The 15203-nt window shown below is 69.1% G+C and carries 16 protein-coding genes; 4 read left to right on the top strand and 12 right to left on the bottom strand.

The window, feature by feature from the left end:
* Positions 1–10 precede the first annotated feature (10 nt).
* Genes RHCRD62_RS03220 through RHCRD62_RS03205 form a run of 4 tightly spaced genes read right to left on the bottom strand, consistent with a single transcriptional unit; the run spans position 11 to position 3860 of the window.
* Positions 11–1297 (bottom strand): vWA domain-containing protein, encoded by a 1287-nt coding sequence (locus tag RHCRD62_RS03220; RefSeq protein WP_050063178.1) that lies wholly within the window; start codon positions 1295–1297, stop codon positions 11–13.
* Positions 1294–2676, bottom strand: a complete 1383-nt coding sequence (locus tag RHCRD62_RS03215) for a hypothetical protein (protein ID WP_050063177.1) — start codon at positions 2674–2676, stop codon at positions 1294–1296. The genes RHCRD62_RS03220 and RHCRD62_RS03215 overlap by 4 nt, the downstream gene beginning before the upstream one ends.
* Complete coding sequence (locus RHCRD62_RS03210; RefSeq protein ID WP_253277170.1) at positions 2676–3191, bottom strand: hypothetical protein; 516 nt, start codon at positions 3189–3191, stop codon at positions 2676–2678. The genes RHCRD62_RS03215 and RHCRD62_RS03210 overlap by 1 nt, the downstream gene beginning before the upstream one ends.
* Positions 3192–3251: 60 nt before the next feature.
* Positions 3252–3860 (bottom strand): TetR/AcrR family transcriptional regulator, encoded by a 609-nt coding sequence (locus RHCRD62_RS03205; protein WP_050063176.1) that lies wholly within the window; start codon positions 3858–3860, stop codon positions 3252–3254.
* A gap of 72 nt (positions 3861–3932) precedes the next feature.
* Between RHCRD62_RS03205 and RHCRD62_RS03200 the strand changes: the two genes are divergently transcribed.
* From RHCRD62_RS03200 to RHCRD62_RS03190, 3 genes are read left to right on the top strand one after another with little or no spacing between them, the layout of a single operon-like run.
* Positions 3933–5513, top strand: coding sequence for a flavin-containing monooxygenase (locus tag RHCRD62_RS03200; protein WP_050063175.1), 1581 nt, complete (start codon positions 3933–3935; stop codon positions 5511–5513).
* Positions 5510–6340, top strand: coding sequence for an SDR family NAD(P)-dependent oxidoreductase (locus RHCRD62_RS03195; RefSeq protein WP_050063174.1), 831 nt, complete (start codon positions 5510–5512; stop codon positions 6338–6340). The genes RHCRD62_RS03200 and RHCRD62_RS03195 overlap by 4 nt, the downstream gene beginning before the upstream one ends.
* Before the next feature lie 3 nt (positions 6341–6343).
* Positions 6344–7246 carry an alpha/beta hydrolase gene (locus RHCRD62_RS03190; protein ID WP_050063173.1) on the top strand — a complete coding sequence of 301 codons (903 nt, stop codon included), beginning with the start codon at positions 6344–6346 and terminating at the stop codon, positions 7244–7246.
* A gap of 4 nt (positions 7247–7250) precedes the next feature.
* Here the strand turns inward: RHCRD62_RS03190 and RHCRD62_RS03185 are convergent, their stop codons facing one another.
* From RHCRD62_RS03185 to RHCRD62_RS03165, 5 genes are all read right to left on the bottom strand, one after another.
* The gene (locus RHCRD62_RS03185) at positions 7251–7850 is read right to left on the bottom strand and encodes a glycine betaine ABC transporter substrate-binding protein (protein WP_084734075.1); all 600 of its coding nucleotides are present in this window, start codon (positions 7848–7850) and stop codon (positions 7251–7253) included.
* A 41-nt stretch (positions 7851–7891) separates the two neighbouring features.
* Positions 7892–8812, bottom strand: a complete 921-nt coding sequence (locus RHCRD62_RS03180; RefSeq protein WP_050063171.1) for an alpha/beta fold hydrolase — start codon at positions 8810–8812, stop codon at positions 7892–7894.
* A 119-nt stretch (positions 8813–8931) separates the two neighbouring features.
* Entirely contained in the window at positions 8932–10128 is a 1197-nt protein-coding gene (locus tag RHCRD62_RS03175) for an NAD(P)-dependent malic enzyme (protein ID WP_050063170.1), read from the bottom strand.
* Positions 10129–10462: 334 nt separating this feature from the next.
* A complete protein-coding gene (locus RHCRD62_RS03170; RefSeq protein ID WP_172670992.1) occupies positions 10463–10852 on the bottom strand; it encodes a hypothetical protein in 390 nt (129 codons plus the stop codon).
* Positions 10849–11703 carry a PHP domain-containing protein gene (locus tag RHCRD62_RS03165; RefSeq protein ID WP_050063453.1) on the bottom strand — a complete coding sequence of 285 codons (855 nt, stop codon included), beginning with the start codon at positions 11701–11703 and terminating at the stop codon, positions 10849–10851. Before RHCRD62_RS03165 ends, RHCRD62_RS03170 begins: the two co-directional genes overlap by 4 nt.
* 115 nt (positions 11704–11818) lie before the next feature.
* Here RHCRD62_RS03165 and RHCRD62_RS03160 point away from each other — a divergent pair, with 115 nt between their 5' ends.
* Entirely contained in the window at positions 11819–12889 is a 1071-nt protein-coding gene (locus RHCRD62_RS03160; RefSeq protein ID WP_050063169.1) for a magnesium and cobalt transport protein CorA, read from the top strand.
* On the opposite strand, the gene RHCRD62_RS03155 is transcribed toward RHCRD62_RS03160, so the two are convergent.
* The 3 genes from RHCRD62_RS03155 to RHCRD62_RS03145 all read right to left on the bottom strand — a co-directional run bounded on the left by RHCRD62_RS03155 (position 12884) and on the right by RHCRD62_RS03145 (position 15167).
* Positions 12884–13474, bottom strand: a complete 591-nt coding sequence (locus RHCRD62_RS03155) for a suppressor of fused domain protein (RefSeq protein ID WP_084734041.1) — start codon at positions 13472–13474, stop codon at positions 12884–12886. The genes RHCRD62_RS03160 and RHCRD62_RS03155 overlap by 6 nt on opposite strands.
* A gap of 82 nt (positions 13475–13556) precedes the next feature.
* On the bottom strand, positions 13557–14657 hold the full coding sequence (locus RHCRD62_RS03150; RefSeq protein ID WP_050063168.1) for a winged helix DNA-binding domain-containing protein: 1101 nt from the start codon (positions 14655–14657) through the stop codon (positions 13557–13559).
* Positions 14658–14675: 18 nt separating this feature from the next.
* Complete coding sequence (locus tag RHCRD62_RS03145; RefSeq protein ID WP_050063451.1) at positions 14676–15167, bottom strand: YflT domain-containing protein; 492 nt, start codon at positions 15165–15167, stop codon at positions 14676–14678.
* Positions 15168–15203 lie beyond the last annotated feature (36 nt).

The following is a 15203-nucleotide window of genomic DNA, read 5'->3' as shown; positions in this document are numbered from 1 at the left end:
CGTTGCCTTTCTAGGTCAGGAAAGTCTTGAGCTCGTGGACGAGCTTGCCGATGTGGCCGGAGACGACCGGGGCACCGAGGTCCTTGAACCGGTCCCGGAACCACGGGTTGACGTTGCCGCGGCCCCCGCTGGTGACCGAGCCGACCGGGATGAACTTGGCGCCGGAGCGGTGGATCGCGGCCATGGACTCGAAGAGTTGCTCGACCCTGGTCTCGTAGAAATCGGAGATCCACACCACGACCGTGTTGCGCGGTTCGGCGATCTTCGGCTGGGTCAGCGACATCGCGACCATGCCGTCGTTTCCGCCACCGAGTTTGGTGCGCAACAACATCTCGAACGGGTCGCGCACCCACGGGGTGAGGTCGAGTGCCTGCGTGTCGTATGCGATCAGGTGCACGTCCACCTTCGGCAGACCCGCGAAGATCGACGCGAGGATCGCGCAGTTGACCATCGAGTCGACCATCGACCCGGACTGGTCGACGACCACGATCAGCCGTTGCGGCGTCGTCCGCCGGGACGTGTGACGGTAGTAGAGGCGGTCGACGTACAGCCGCTCGTCCTCCGGGCTCCAGTTCGGGAGGTTCTTCCACACGGTGCGGTCGAGATCGAGATTGCGGTAGACGCGTTTGGGTGGGATCGAGCGGTCGATCGTGCCCACCGTCGCACTCTCGACCTCGTTGCGAAGCACCTCGGCGACCTCGTCGACATACCGGCGGATGAGGGACTTCGCGTTGGCCAGCGCGACACCGGACAGGTTGCTCTTGTCCCGCAGCAACTGCTCGATCAGCGACATGCTCGGTGTCAGCCTCGCGGCGAGGGCAGGGTCGGCGAGCACCTCGCGCAGCTGCATCCGATTCACCAGATCGGCCTCGAGGGAACCCAATTCGGGTCCGAGCGGACCGCCGCGGTCGCCGGGCGCCGCTCCGAGCGCGCGCTGGAGCCACCCGGCATCGGACTGCCACCGGCCCAGTTGCTGTGCGGTGACGTTGCCGGACCCGGTCGCGAAGACGTTCAGGAGCACCTTCGACACCAGCGCGGCGCGGCGCACCTCGGCCTCCCCGTCCCGCTCGGTGTCGGTGTCCGCGACCATCAGCCCGTCGAACTCGGTGGCCAGGTCCGGGTGACGCTGCACCACGGAGTCCACGGACGCCTGTGGGTCGAGCAGGGCGGCCGGCAGACCGATGTCGTCGACGACGGCGAGGCTCGCCGATTCGAGCGACGCCTGCTCCTCGGGGTCGAAGAGCCGGGAGAGCAGGCGCCAGTAGAGAACCTGACGGCGATTGTCGTCGGCGGTCATGCGCGCAGCAGCTTTCCGGCCCGCTCGCGGAGCGCGTCGACCGCTGCAGTGGCGGCCTTCTCCGCCTTCGCACCCACCTTGTCGGTGGTGCCCGCGGCCCAGGCGCCTGCGTGGACGGCGACCGTCTTGCGCTTCACTACGGCGAGGACGGCCAGCGGTTGCACCACGAACGAACCGTCGTCCCACCGGAGAAGACCGATGCACGCGGTCGACGCCGCGACCGCCGAGGGCGTCAGCGGGCTCGCCGCGGGAATGCGATCCGTGTCGACCGGAATCCGTTGTCCGGCAACGGCGAATGTCAGTTCCTCCGGTTCACCGTCCACGGTGTAGCCGTCCAGGAAGACCGGCTCCGCGATCCGCGCGGGGTGCCGGTCGAGCGGCGCGACCGCCGCCGCGGTGGCGGTGGGCAGGACGAGCCGGGCCGTGGCGAACGGATCGGCGGCGGCGCCGCGCGTGGCCAACTCGTCCTGCCAGAGCAGGTCCCCCTCCGCGGTGATCGGCATGTCCGCGACCTCGACCGCGTGGTGGTCGCCGGCAGCGGCGAGCAGGGACAGGTGCGGCCGGAGCAGTTGCCACACACCGGCACCGACGACCGTTTCCGGTTTCGGCACCGACACGCTCGCCCGCACCAGTCGCGGTGCGCCCCCGTCTGCGGGTTCGAACACCGCGTGAACCTGGGCCTGCGCCGCCGTCGCGTGCTCCTGCAGGTCGACGCCGAGCGGGAGGAGACGGCCCGAGACCGTTCCTGCGGCGGGCGAGTCGGCGACACCGGACCGGGTCAGGAGCATCGCCCGGGACCACAGGTCGCCCCACCGGCGGGCCGGAATCCGATCCAGCGACGCCCCCGGACACGAGGCTGCGAGTTCGCCGGCGAAACCGTCGAGGACAGTGGCGAGTCGTCGCAGTGCCGGGTCCGGCAGCATCGCGCTGACGACCGGCGTCGCGCCCGCGACGAGATCGGAGTCGATGCCCTGCCAACCGGTGCGCGCCAGGTCGGACAGCCACGCGCAGGCGGCGTCCTGCAGATTCGACGGGATGGCCGCGGCGGGGGGTGCGGACTCCCACTCGCCCACCACCCTGCCGATTGCGGCAGCGACCCTGTCCGTCAGCGCGTCGTGGACGGAGCCGAGCAGCGCGGTACGCGCGGCGGCAAGCGCGAGAAGGTGTTCCGGGCCCGCGGTGCCCGCCGCGGCCTTGTCCGCTGCCTCCGCGACGCGTGCGGCCAGCGGCGTTCCGGCGACACTCGCGGCGAGCCGGGTGAGGTCGGCGGCCTGCGCGGGCTGGGGCCGCAGCAGACCGGCGACGAGCACCCGATCGACGGCGTCGACGACAGCCAGTGCGTCGTCCAGACCCGCGACGGCGAGGAGGTCGGCGCGCATCAGCGCACCGCCCCGGCCGTCGGGAACCAGTGCAGTTCCGGCACCGGCGTGGTGGTCGGCGGGTGTTCCAGGTAGGTGAGGTGACGCAGGAACTGGCTGAACACTGCGGCAGCGGCAGTGCCGTCGGCGCGAGCCGGGCCCGCGTCACGCATCCGCTCGGCGATGTCCCGGCCGGTCGGCTGCTCGCCGGACACGTCGCCGGTGACGTCGACTCGCAGGTAACGCGCCACCCGGTCGACGCCGTACTGGAGCGCGGCCTCGTCGATCAGGGTCGCGATGTGCTTGCAGAAGGTGCCCCGGGCCCCACCACAGGGTCGATTGTTGTTGGTACTGCACGCGAATTCGTAACTGCCGGCGGACACCGACGAGACGTAGACCCGTCCAATGTCCGAACCACTCGACACGACCCCCTGCAGACGTCCGTCGGCGAGTTCGACGAAGGGCACCTTCGCCAACGTCCGGGGACGGGCGGGCGGCAGCACCCGCGCCATGCTGGAGGACTCCCAGTCGGTCAACACACCACTCCTCGGCTCGGTTCGGCGAACTCCCGCAACGTAGCGGAGTCGTCCGACAACTCAGCCGAGGAGTCCGATCGCCGCCGAGGCACCGAGCGCGACGGCGGGTAACGCGGCGACGTGCAGATCGATCAGTTCGTCGCGCGGAATCCGCGGGTCTCGAAGCCAACTGATGGTGGCCTCCTCCACGAAGGCGATCCAGCCGCGCACAGCGAGGACGATGCGGGCGTCGGGTTCGATACCGAGTCGCGGCAGGTGGGTGACGATGCGCTCAGCCATCACGGCGCGGGTGTTCTCGAACTCCTCGCGCATCGCCTCGTCGCCGCTCGCGCTGCCCCGCAGCATCGAGACGTAGGTGCCGCGGTTCTCGGTGACGTAGTCGACGTAGGCCGTGACGGCGCCGCGAAGCATGTCCATCGGTTCGAGTGTGGGGTCGGGTTCGGTGTGAGCGAGCATGTCGGCGCTGGTGTACCGGACGATCGCCAGGTGGAAGTCGTGCTTGGAGGAGAAGTAGTGGAACAGCAGTCCGCGTGACACACCTGCCTGGTCGGCGATCTCCTCGACCGAGATCTGTTCGAGCGGCCGCTCCGCGAGCATCCGGGCGCCGAGGTCGAGGAGCTGGGCACGCCGCTCGTCCGGGCTCATGCGCGTGCGCTTGATCGCCTCCATGACGCAGAATCCTACTGAACAATGCTCAACAGACTGTTGACCAACGCTCAGTAGCCCCATATCCTTCGATACATGAGTCTTCCAGTTACAGGTACTGCCGCGACGCCGGAGACCACACCGCGCGAGGTCGACACTCTGATCATCGGCAGCGGATTCGCCGGCCTCGGCGCCGCCGTCAAGCTCAGCCAGGAGGGCAAGACGAACTTCCTCGTCCTCGAACGGGGCTCGGACGTCGGCGGCACCTGGCGCGACAACACGTACCCCGGCGCAGCCTGCGACGTCCCGTCGCACCTGTACTCCTACTCGTTCGCGCTCAACCCGGACTGGACGCGCTCCTTCTCGCCGCAGCCCGAGATCCAGCGCTACATCGAGTCGGTTTCCCGCAAGTACAACGTGCTCGACAAGCACGTCTTCAACTGCGACGTGCGGTCCGCGATCTGGAACGCGGACACAGCGCGGTGGGTCGTCGAGACGTCGAAGGGCACCTTCTCGGCGAAGATCGTGGTCAGTGCCGTCGGTGCGCTGTGCGAGCCGTCCCTGCCCGACATCAAGGGCATCGAGGGCTTCACCGGCGAGATCTTCCACTCCGCTCAGTGGAACCACGACTACGACCTCACCGGCAAGCGCGTCGCCGTCATCGGCACCGGTGCATCCGCCATCCAGATCGTCCCGCAGCTGGCGGCCAAGGTCGGCCAGCTCGACGTCTATCAGCGCACCGCGCCGTGGATCCTGCCGCGTGCCGACCGCGAGTACACCGCCGTCGAGAAGTTCGCGTTCAAGTACGTGCCCGGCTTCCAGCGCCTGTCGCGCCTCGGCATCTACCTGATGCGCGAGACGCAGGTCGTCGGACTGGCGAAGGCCCCGGTGTTCATGAAGCCGCTGCAGATCGCGGCGGAGCAGCACCTGCGCAAGCAGATCAAGGACAAGACACTGCGGCGCAAGGTGACCCCGAACTTCCAGATCGGTTGCAAGCGCATGCTGATCTCGAACAACTACTACCCGGCGCTCGCGCAGCCCAACGTCGACCTCGTCACCGACGGCATCACCGAGGTGACCGCCACCGGCGTCATCGACGGCACCGGCCGCACCCGCGAAGTGGACGCGATCGTGGTCGCGACCGGCTTCCACGTGACGGACTCGCCCACGTTCGCAGGGATCTTCGGCCGGGACGGCCGCTCGCTCGCCGAGGTCTTCGACGCCACCGGCCAGCAGGGCTACAAGGGGTCGAGCATCGCGAACTTCCCCAACATGTTCTTCCTGGTCGGCCCGAACACCGGCCTGGGCCACTCCTCGATGGTGTTCATGATCGAGTCGCAGCTGAACTACGTCGTCGACGCGATCAACGTCATCGAGCGCAACGACATCGGCACGATCGAGGTGCGCCAGGACGCGCAGGACCGCTACAACCGCGAGGTCCAGGACAAGCTCGGATCCAGCGTGTGGAACAACGGGGGCTGCGCCAGCTGGTACCTCGACAAGCACGGCAACAACACCACGCTCTGGCCCGGGTTCACCTTCGAATTCCGCAACATCACACGGAAGTTCGACCTCGAGGCGTACGACAGCGTCAACGTGGCCGACCTTCCCGCCCCCTCCCCGGTCGCGGTGCCGACCGCATCCGACAACGACGACGACAAGGTGAGTGTCCAATGAGTGAGTTCGCAGGCAAGGTCGTCGTCATCACCGGCGCCGGATCCGGCATCGGCCGGGCGCTCGCGCTGAATCTGGCGAAGCAGGGCGCGAAGCTGGCCCTGTCCGACCAGAACAGCGTCGGACTCGCCGAGACCGTCACGCAGGTCAAGGCATTGGGCGCCGACGTCAAGGCCGATCACCTCGACGTCACCCAACGCGAAGCCGTCCTGGAGTACGCGGACGCGGTCATGGCACACTTCGGCAAGGTCAACCAGATCTACAACAACGCGGGCATCGCGTACCACGGCGAGTTCGTCAAGTCCGAGTTCAAGGACATCGAACGCGTCATGGACGTCGACTTCTGGGGAGTCGTCAACGGCACCAAGGCCTTCCTGCCGCACCTGATCGCATCCGGCGACGGTCACGTCGTCAACGTCTCCAGCCTGTTCGGCCTGCTCGGCATGCCGGGTCAGAGCGCGTACAACGCCGCGAAGTTCGCGGTCCGCGGATTCACCGAGTCATTGCGCCAGGAGATGCTCATCGCGAAGAACCCCGTCAAGGTGACTTGCGTGCACCCGGGCGGCATCAAGACGGCCATCGCCCGGAACGCGATCGCGGGCCCGGGCGAGGATCTCGCGACGTTCTCCGAGTTCTTCGATCGCAAGCTCGCGCGCACCTCCCCGGAGGAGGCGGCGAACGTCATCGTCAACGGCGTGCGCAGGGGCAAGGCGCGGGTGCTGATCGGTGCCGACGCCAAATTGCTCGACGCGTGGGTGCGTCTGGTCGGCTCCGGCTACCAGCGGATCGTCGCCGACATCGCGGGACGCGTCATGCCGAAGGGACGATAGGCGATGGTGTATCTGCCGTTGCCGCTGGTGGCCGCCTCGCTCGCGCCGTTCTACCGGCTCGCACTGCACCCGTCGCTCCCCGCTACGGCGGCGCGACGCGTCATCGATGCCGGTTCGGCGCTGCAGGCCCTGCCGCGGGACACGGTGGTCCGGAAGCTGACCCTTGCGGGTAGGCCCGCAGAGCGGATCACGGTCGGCGCGACGGAACGTCGCTCCGCGATCCTCTACCTGCACGGCGGCGGGTACACCCTCGGATCGCTCGCGACGCACCGGTCGGGGGCCGCGCACCTCGCGAAGGAATCGGGTGCGGCGGTCTTCGTTCTCGAATACCGGCTCGCACCCGAGAATCCGTTCCCGGCCGGTCTCGAGGACGCGGTCGCCGCCTACCTCGAGCTGCTCGGCGAGCACGGCTTCACGCCGGACACCCTTGCGATCGCCGGGGATTCGGCAGGCGGCGGACTCACGCTCGCCACCGCGAGGCGACTCGTGGACCGGTACACGGTGAAGCCCGCGGCCCTCGGCCTGATCGCGCCGTGGGTCGATCCCGGTGCGCGCGATGCCCCGTTCGACCGCGACACCGTCATCAACACGGGATGGTCATACAAGGCAGCGGAGGCCTACCTCGGCGGCGGTGACGCCACCGACCCCGGGTACGCGCCACTGCTCGGAGACCTGTCCGGACTACCGCCGACGATCATCCACGTCGGCACAACCGAGGTGCTGTACCCGCAGGTCGTCGAACTCGTCGCCAAGATGCGGGCGGCGGGAACAGCCGTCGAGTTCACCGAGTACCCGACGCTGTGGCACGTTGCGCATCTGCAGGCGTCCCTGGTCCGAGAGGCCGCGGAGGCGGTGCACGAGATGGGCGACTTCCTCCGGACCCGGCTCGCGTCCCAGCCCGTCTGACGGATCAGCGCGCGGCGAGCCAGTCACCGGCCACCTGGCCGGGGCTGCGCTCGCCGCCGCGGACCTCGTCACCCATGTCGGCGAGGTCCGTCGACGTCAGCTCTCCCGCAACGACATTGAGCGCCTTGATCTGCGTCGTCGTCAGCGCACCGGTCCGCATCAGTGGTACGACGTTCTCCGCCGCCCGGTCCCCCACCTCGCCGGTCACCGAGGGATCCTCCGCCAGTCCGTAGTCCGACACCGAAACCCCCTGGGGAAGAGACCTGTTCAGCTCGTCGAACACGTCGTCGGGGTCGGTCACGGTAGCGGACGGATTCAACTGCAGGAGCAGCGACCCGGTGTACTCGGGCACCAGCGTCACCTCCCCGGAGTCCAGCAGTGCTAGGGTCTCCTCGTCGCCGAGGCCGAGCCGGGTCTGCACCGGCGAACCGGTCCCCCGCAGCACGCCGGCGTAGATCTCGGCGAGGACCCTGCTCTCGGCGGACTCGCCGGAGCCGACGGTGATCGAACCCGGCGCTGGGTCGTCGGTGAGCGCACTGCCGGAGCACCCGGCGACGGCCGCCGCCACGACCAGCGCCCCCACCACCACACTCAACGCCCGCATCTCCACCGTCCGTCACGCCCCTCTCGTCACCGTGCGCGGTCCTACCCCGGGTCCCGTCGCTCTGCTCGCCCACCATCGTCGCACCGCGCCTGCTCTGCGAGAAACGCCAGTATGCGTTCGTTGACCGCCCCCGGCTGCTCCAGGTGCAGGAAGTGACCCGCTCCGCGAACGAGGTGAACCTGGCTGCCTGCCGGGAGCGATTCGCCGACGAGCGCCGCGAATCGGGGATCGATGCAACCGTCGTCGGCTCCGTGCAGGTAGAGGGTCGGGACCACCGGGAGCCGCATCTCCGCACCGGCCCAGCGCCGGTAGCGCGCGGGAACCCGAGGCAGCGGCCGCGCCACGCACCGGTAGTAGCCGATGACCGCGCGGCGGTGGGCGGCGTCGTCGATCGCCGCCATGACCGCGGGCAGATCGGCGCATGCGTCGTAGCCCGGCGACCAGTCCGACCACAGCCGGCGAATCAACGGTTGCGCGTAGCGTTCGGGAAGTACCGGGATCTGGTTGAACAGCGTGTACCAGCTGTTGCGCACCTGCCGCGGAAGCATCGGCAGCGCGGCCCTCTTCCGCAGCGATTCGAACGGCGGGACCGCGAGCGCCACCGATGCCACGAACGGCGAATCGGGGTGTGCGGCAAGCGCATTCGCGGTGATCGCACCCCAGTCGTGGCCGACGACCACCGCATCGGTTCCGCCACCGAGATGCGCATGGATCGACGCGGCGTCGTCCATCAGCGCGGCGATGTGTCCGCTGCGGTCGGCAGGCACCGCCGAGGGTGCGTAGCCGCGGGTGAAGGGGGCCACCACCCGCCGGCCCGCGTCGGCCAGCGCAGGGCCCAGGTGCCGCCAGGTGTGCGCGGTGTCCGGGAAGCCGTGGAGCAGGACGACCAGGCGCCCCGTCTCGGGGCCCCAGGTGAGGGCGCGGAGACGGACGGCGTCCAGATCGAGGGTGATCTCGCGCATGACAACCATCCTGATGCCGCATGCACCGACGAGTGAGGGGAATCCTCGACCCGGATCACGCCGGACGAGGATTCCCCTCATCGTGTGGTTGCGCCGGAACCGGGCGCACCCTGGAAGTGCTACTGCGCGGCGACACCCTCGTCGCGGGCCGCCTTCGCGACGGCCTCGGCGACCGCCGGAGCGACCCGCGGGTCGAGCGGGCTCGGGACGATCTTGTCGACGGCGAGCTCGTCCGCGACAACGGACAGGATCGCCTCGGCGGCGGCGAGCTTCATGCCCTCGGTGATCCGGCGAGCGCCTGCATCCAGGGCGCCCTTGAACACGCCGGGGAAGGCCAGCACGTTGTTGATCTGGTTCGGGAAGTCGCTGCGGCCGGTCGCGACGATCGCGGCGTGCTTGCGCGCGATGTCGGGGTGGATCTCCGGGTCCGGGTTGGACATCGCAAAGATGATGGCGTCGTCGGCCATCGTCGCGATGATCTCCTCGGGCACGGTGCCCGCGGAGACACCGAGGAACACGTCGGCGCCGTCGAGGGCCTCGACGATGCCACCGGTGCGGCCTGCCGGGTTGGTGCGAGCCGCGAGGTCCGCCTTGATCTCGTTCAGGTCGTCGCGACCGCTCGAGACGATGCCCTTCGAGTCCAGCACCGTGATGTCGGCGATCCCGGCGAGGAGCAGGATGTTCGCGCAGGCCACACCGGCTGCACCTGCGCCGGAGATGACGACGCGCAGCTTCGTGATGTCACGGCCCTGGACCCTGGCCGCACCCTTGAGTGCGGCGAGCGCGACGATCGCGGTGCCGTGCTGGTCGTCGTGCATGACGGGGCAGTCGAGTGCCTCGATGACGCGCTTCTCGATCTCGAAGCAACGCGGAGCGGAGATGTCCTCGAGGTTGACGGCGCCGAAGCTCGGGCGCAACCGGATCAGGGTCTCGACGATCTCGTCGGGATCCTTGGTGTCGAGGACGAGGGGGATGGAGTTCAGGCCCGCGAAGTTCTTGAACAGGGCCGACTTGCCCTCCATGACCGGCAGCGACGCGCGAGGACCGATGTCGCCGAGGCCGAGGACGGCGGAGCCGTCGCTCACGACCACCACGAGGCGGTTGGTCCACGTGTAGCGGTCGGCGAGCGTCTCGTCCGCGGCGATGGCGCGGCTCACCTGGGCGACGCCCGGGGTGTACGCGATCGACAGCGCGCGCTGGGTGTCGAGGGGGGCAGTCGTCTCGACCGAGAGCTTGCCGCCGACATGGCCGGAGAAGATCTCTTCGTCGGTCAGCTCAACCTTGGCCGGGGTGGTTGCTTCAGTCACGAGAGACACGATGACACTCCTACTTACGGCGCCACCACTCGGGGGCGGGTTACTGGGAAGTAGCAGCGGCGAAGGGTGTTTTTCGACGCAGCCGCAGGTTTTCGTACTTTCTGGTGAACGCTCAGAGGGTGCATGATCGGAGCCCGATCGGTCTACTGGATGGGCACGCGCCAGTGAGGTTCGATGACGCCGAGCGGGGTGGGCTCGGGTACTGAAATCTGCTGCTTGTTGAAATCGACTTCGCGCCCCCGCCGGGCGGTGGCACCGGCTCTGGGGTGCAACAAGTCTGCCATCGACTGCTCACCGCTGGCAAATCTCACTGGTGAACACGGAATTCGGTGAGCTAACCCCACCACTGCGTCCACAGCAGGGCCCCTGTGACCAAGAACACCAGCAGTGACCCGATGACGGCCACGCCACCCCGGCGATGGTCGGCGTACCGCTGGGCCACGACGACCGTGGCCGCCGCGACGACGTGCGCGACCACCGACTCCGTGCCCGGCCCCGGAAACCCGCGACGCGGGCCCAGCCAGGCCGTCACCACGACCACCAGTGCGAGCACCACGACGCCCGCCGCGACCGAGCCGCTGAGCCCCTGCAGTGCGCGGGCCGGGCCACTGCGTCGACGCGCCCCGCCCCCGGCCCGGCCCGGCGCAGGCCGTCCGGGGGTGCGAATGACATCTGTCGGCGGCTCGCGGTCGGGGTCGTACTCGTCGACCCGGTACCCGTTCATCCGGTCACCACGTCGACCCCGGACGCCGACGTCACGATCCGGTCGTACTGGTCGGGGTCGGTGACGAACTCACCGAGGACCACCGACTTGTTACGGCCGTGGTAGTCCGAGGAACCGGTCACGATCAGGTCCAGGTCGGCCGCGATGCCGCGCAGAATCCGCTGGTCCGCGGCACCGTGGTCGTGGTGCGCGATCTCCACCCCGCCGAGCCCGTCGGCGACGAGTTCGCCGATCTGGTCCATGTCCATCAGCCTGCCGCGTGACGACGCCCGCGGGTGGGCAAGGACGCTGACGCCGCCTGCCTGCGCGACCATCCGGACCGCGTCCCGCAGCGGGGTGTCGTCCTTGTGCACGTAATACCGGCCACCGGTCCGCAGCAGGTCGGCGAACGCCTCGTCGACGGACCCGACGACACCCGCGTCGACCAGCGCACGGGCCAGGTGCGGGCGCCCCACCGCCGGGCCCGCGGCGGCCATCACCGCGGCCGGGTCGATCGGCAGTCCGTCCGCCGCCATCTTCTCGGCCATCGCGCGCAGCCGCGAGGTCCGCTCGGCGCGGAGCCGCTCACGTTCCCGGGCGAACGCGTCGTTCGTGGGGTCGAACAGGTATGCCAGCAGGTGCACGGCGACCGGCCTGCCGTCCTCGCCGCGTCCCGTGCAGGACATCTCCATGCCCCGAACCAGGGCGACTCCCGACGGGAGGGCCGCAGCCGCCTCGGCCCATCCGGCGGTGGTGTCGTGATCCGTCAGCGCGACCACGGCCAACCCTGCCTCCGCGGCACCGCGAACCACCTCGGCGGGGCTGTCCGTGCCGTCCGAAGCGGTCGAATGGGTGTGGAGGTCGATACGCACCCCGCCATTGTTCCAGGCCGGTCGGCCCGGCCGCCCGGCGCCGCACCGCGACACTGCGCGACATAGGATGAGCAGCAACAATCCCCGCGACCGGGAGGTGCCGCCCGTGCCGTCCATGCCGCCGATCTCGTCGCTCCGGTCGTCGCGCAGCGCAGCGCGTCCTCCCCTGCCCGCCATCCGCGTTCCCGCCGCCCGCGCCATCGTGGACTGCGGGGTCTACGTCGACGGACACCGCCTGCCCGGACGGTTCACCCACTCGGCCGCGCTCGCGGAGGTGCGTGAGCGCAGAGCCGGCTTCGTCTGGGTCGGCCTGCATGCTCCCGATGTGCACCAGATGAATTCCGTCGCAGAGGTTTTCGGACTGCACGAGCTGATGGTCGAGGATGCGGTGCACGCCCACCAGCGACCCAAGCTCGAGGTGTACGACGATGTGCTGTTCCTGGTGTTGCGCACCGTGAACTACGTCGAGCACGACTCCATCTCCACGGCCCGGGAGATCGTCGAAACCGGGGAGATCATGATCTTCCTCGGTCGCGACTTCGTCGTCACCGTCCGGCACGGCGACCATTCCGGGCTAGCGGGGGTGCGCGCCGCGATGGACGCGGATCCGTCCCGGCTCTCCCGTGGCCCGAGCGCCGTCCTGCACGCGATCGCCGACCACGTCGTCGACAGCTACCTGGCCGTCACCGATCTCGTCGAACACGACGTCGACCTCCTGGAGGAGGACGTGTTCAGCGTCCGCCAGATCGACGTCGATTCGATCTACCTCCTCAAGCGGGAGATCGTCGAGTTGCGCAAGTCGGTCACACCGCTCGGCACACCACTGCAGCGACTGAGTCAGGAACCGAGTCTCGGTGTGCCGAAGGAGGTTCGGCGATACCTGCGCGACGTGCAGGACCACCACACGATCGTCGCCGAGCGGGTTTCGGAGTTCGACGAGATTCTGAGCACCCTGGTGGAGGCGGCGCTCGCGAAGGTCGCGGTGCAGCAGAACACCGACATGCGCAAGATCTCGGCATGGGTTGCGATCGCGGCGGTCCCGACGATGCTCGCGGGTATCTACGGCATGAACTTCGAGCACATGCCGGAGTTGGGGTGGACGCTGGGCTATCCCGCGATCCTGACGATCATCGCCGCGTCGTGCATCGGACTGTTCGTCACCTTTCGGCGCAACAACTGGCTATAGGGACGCCTGGCCACGTCGCGGATCGCGGACGTCGATCCCCGCTTCTGCCCATGCGTCGCGGAGCGCCGCCGCACCGCGCAACCGAACCCATGCCGCCTCGGTTCCCGTGATCGGCACCGCGTCCAGGAACTGCACCGGGTCCGCAGGCTCCGGCAGGGAAAGCGGTTCGACACCACTGTCCCCCAACAAAATTGCGGTGAAGGGGGCGCCCTTCCACAGCGGCTCGCCGAGGTCGAGGAGCCCGTCGACGGCGAGGACGACACCCTCCACCGCAGGCGCCGCGGCGAGTATGGCGAGGGACCGGTGCACACCCGACGCCACGTCGAGTCCGCCGCGCAGGGTCAGGACCAACTCGGCCCTCGGGCCGCGTACCGGATCGGCGACCAGGTCACTGGGATCGGCCATCGGGTGCCGGGAGCAGCCGAGGGTGGCATAGCGGACGACGTCCTCGGAATCGGCGGGGAACCGGAGCACCTCGAGCGGTTCGAGGCCGAGGAACGTCACCGAGGCCGCGGACGGCTCGGGTCCACCGAAGCTCTCGACCAGGTGAGCGCGCACTGAGGTCAGGACGTTGTCGATCACCATCCCATCTAACACCCGGTGACCGTTTTGCCCGCTCACGGGCGGTGTGACCCGCATCTCACAGCGAGGCGGCCGGCACGTGAGGTCATACCGAACCCACGCGCACCTCGTGATCGAGCCCCGGATGGGCGAACGCGAGCAAACGCAACGCCTCTGCTTCGACCGACGCCACCACCCGCGCCGACAACGACCGCAGGGGCGTGACGTCGACGGCCGCACTGCTCCGGTTCGCGCTCAGCGTGACGTGGCCGGCGACGCTGCCGTCCACGAGCAACGTCGGTTTCACGATGCCGTTGACGGTGAACAGAACCCGACGGTACGCGTCGTCGAACACCCGGGAACGGTTCGCGTGCGAGAGCAGCAGACTGTCGAACGGTGCGAGAATCCGGACCGGCGCGGGAACGTCCCCGCCCGGACGCGGCGCGTCGGGCAGGTCGAACAGTTCGGCACCGTCCGGGCCGCCGAACATCCGCAGCCGGGCACGTAACCTGTCGAAAACCTCACCGAGACGCGTCAGACCCGACCACGCCTGCGCATCGGCCACCGATGCCGGACCGTACGACGCGAGGTAGCGGAGCACGATCCGCTCCGGATCCGGTTCGGCGAGAACAGATCCCGTCCAATGCTCCAACGTCGTGCAGGCCGGCTGCCCCGACCGACCCCACAGTCCGCGCGGCGGAACCTGCACCAGCGGGAGCACATCCCGCACGGCGTGGGCAAGCGCCGCCGGGTCGCGGTCCGGCCACCGCTGCGCGAGTTGCGGCCGCAGGGCCGCCAGCGTCGACGGGGTCTCCTCCAGCAGTGCCCGCGACCAGGACTCCAGTGCCTCGCGGTCGAAACCGGCCAGGGCCTTGGAGTGCTGCGTGTTCGTCCTGAGGTCGCGGTCCATGATCGGCTGCGTCCAGGGCCGCAGTTCCAGTGCATCCGCTGCCGTCAGCGCGTGCACCGTCCCGCGCATCGACACCATGCGCACGACCGCGCGGTCCTCGATCAACCCCGACAGCTGCTCGGGGCGGAAACCCGCCACCCGCGCCCACAACGCGAAGTACGGCGCGGTCGGCGACTGTGCCTGCAGGCCGTACAGGTGCCGCACCACCTTCTCGACCGGCGTGTCCGTCGGTTCGAGCAGGTACTGCCGCGCGAGGGTCGCTCGACCCAACTCACGGACGTCGAGTGTGGTCCGCACGCCGCTCCCCACGCGCCGTCAGAGCGCCAGCTTGGCCAGCATGTCGCGGGCCCGTTCCGCCGTCTTCGGTTCACAGAGCACGTCGTAGCGTCCCGCCACCAGTTGCATGGTCGAGGCGAAGTCGCGGGTGCCCCGCGTCGCCGCGTACGGGATGGTCGTCGAGATGACACCGAACACGATGCCGCCGAGGATGCCCGCGATCAGCGGACCGAGCAGGTTGTCGGTGAACAGGCCGAGAAGCAGGCCGAGGAACACGCCGAGCCAGGCACCCGAAACGATGCCGCCACCAATGACTTTCGCCCAGCTGAGGCGCCCGAGCACCCGCTCGACCTGCATCAGGTCGACACCGACGATGGTCACATCCTCGACCGAGAACTGCTGATCCGACAGGTAGTCGACGGCGCGCTGCGCCTCTGCGTACGTGGGATAGGAGCCGATCGGCCAGCCCGTGGGCGGCGTCGGAAGTCCGCCCCGTCCGGGCTGATTCGGCGTTCCGAGTGGATTGGGCATCGACTCCTGCTTTCGTCCGGGCGGACACACCCCGGC

Source organism: Rhodococcus sp. RD6.2, assembly GCF_001040705.1.
GTDB lineage: Bacteria > Actinomycetota > Actinomycetes > Mycobacteriales > Mycobacteriaceae > Rhodococcus_G.
Note: the sequence above shows the minus strand (reverse complement) of the source record. Positions and strands in the feature narration are given on the sequence as shown.

What these genes read in the sequence shown, in the direction of transcription:
- RHCRD62_RS03180 (WP_050063171.1), bottom strand. Translation starts at nt 8,812, where the DNA reads ATGCGCGAGATCACCCTCGATCTGGACGCCGTCCGTCTCCGCGCCCTC.
- RHCRD62_RS03155 (WP_084734041.1), bottom strand. Translation starts at nt 13,474, where the DNA reads ATGGTGATCGACAACGTCCTGACCTCAGTGCGCGCTCACCTGGTCGAG.
- RHCRD62_RS03185 (WP_084734075.1), bottom strand. Translation starts at nt 7,850, where the DNA reads ATGCGGGCGTTGAGTGTGGTGGTGGGGGCGCTGGTCGTGGCGGCGGCC.
- RHCRD62_RS03170 (WP_172670992.1), bottom strand. Translation starts at nt 10,852, where the DNA reads ATGAACGGGTACCGGGTCGACGAGTACGACCCCGACCGCGAGCCGCCG.
- RHCRD62_RS03200 (WP_050063175.1), top strand. Translation starts at nt 3,933, where the DNA reads ATGAGTCTTCCAGTTACAGGTACTGCCGCGACGCCGGAGACCACACCG.
- RHCRD62_RS03195 (WP_050063174.1), top strand. Translation starts at nt 5,510, where the DNA reads ATGAGTGAGTTCGCAGGCAAGGTCGTCGTCATCACCGGCGCCGGATCC.
- RHCRD62_RS03215 (WP_050063177.1), bottom strand. Translation starts at nt 2,676, where the DNA reads ATGCGCGCCGACCTCCTCGCCGTCGCGGGTCTGGACGACGCACTGGCT.
- RHCRD62_RS03190 (WP_050063173.1), top strand. Translation starts at nt 6,344, where the DNA reads ATGGTGTATCTGCCGTTGCCGCTGGTGGCCGCCTCGCTCGCGCCGTTC.
- RHCRD62_RS03205 (WP_050063176.1), bottom strand. Translation starts at nt 3,860, where the DNA reads ATGGAGGCGATCAAGCGCACGCGCATGAGCCCGGACGAGCGGCGTGCC.
- RHCRD62_RS03145 (WP_050063451.1), bottom strand. Translation starts at nt 15,167, where the DNA reads ATGCCCAATCCACTCGGAACGCCGAATCAGCCCGGACGGGGCGGACTT.
- RHCRD62_RS03220 (WP_050063178.1), bottom strand. Translation starts at nt 1,297, where the DNA reads ATGACCGCCGACGACAATCGCCGTCAGGTTCTCTACTGGCGCCTGCTC.
- RHCRD62_RS03160 (WP_050063169.1), top strand. Translation starts at nt 11,819, where the DNA reads ATGCCGCCGATCTCGTCGCTCCGGTCGTCGCGCAGCGCAGCGCGTCCT.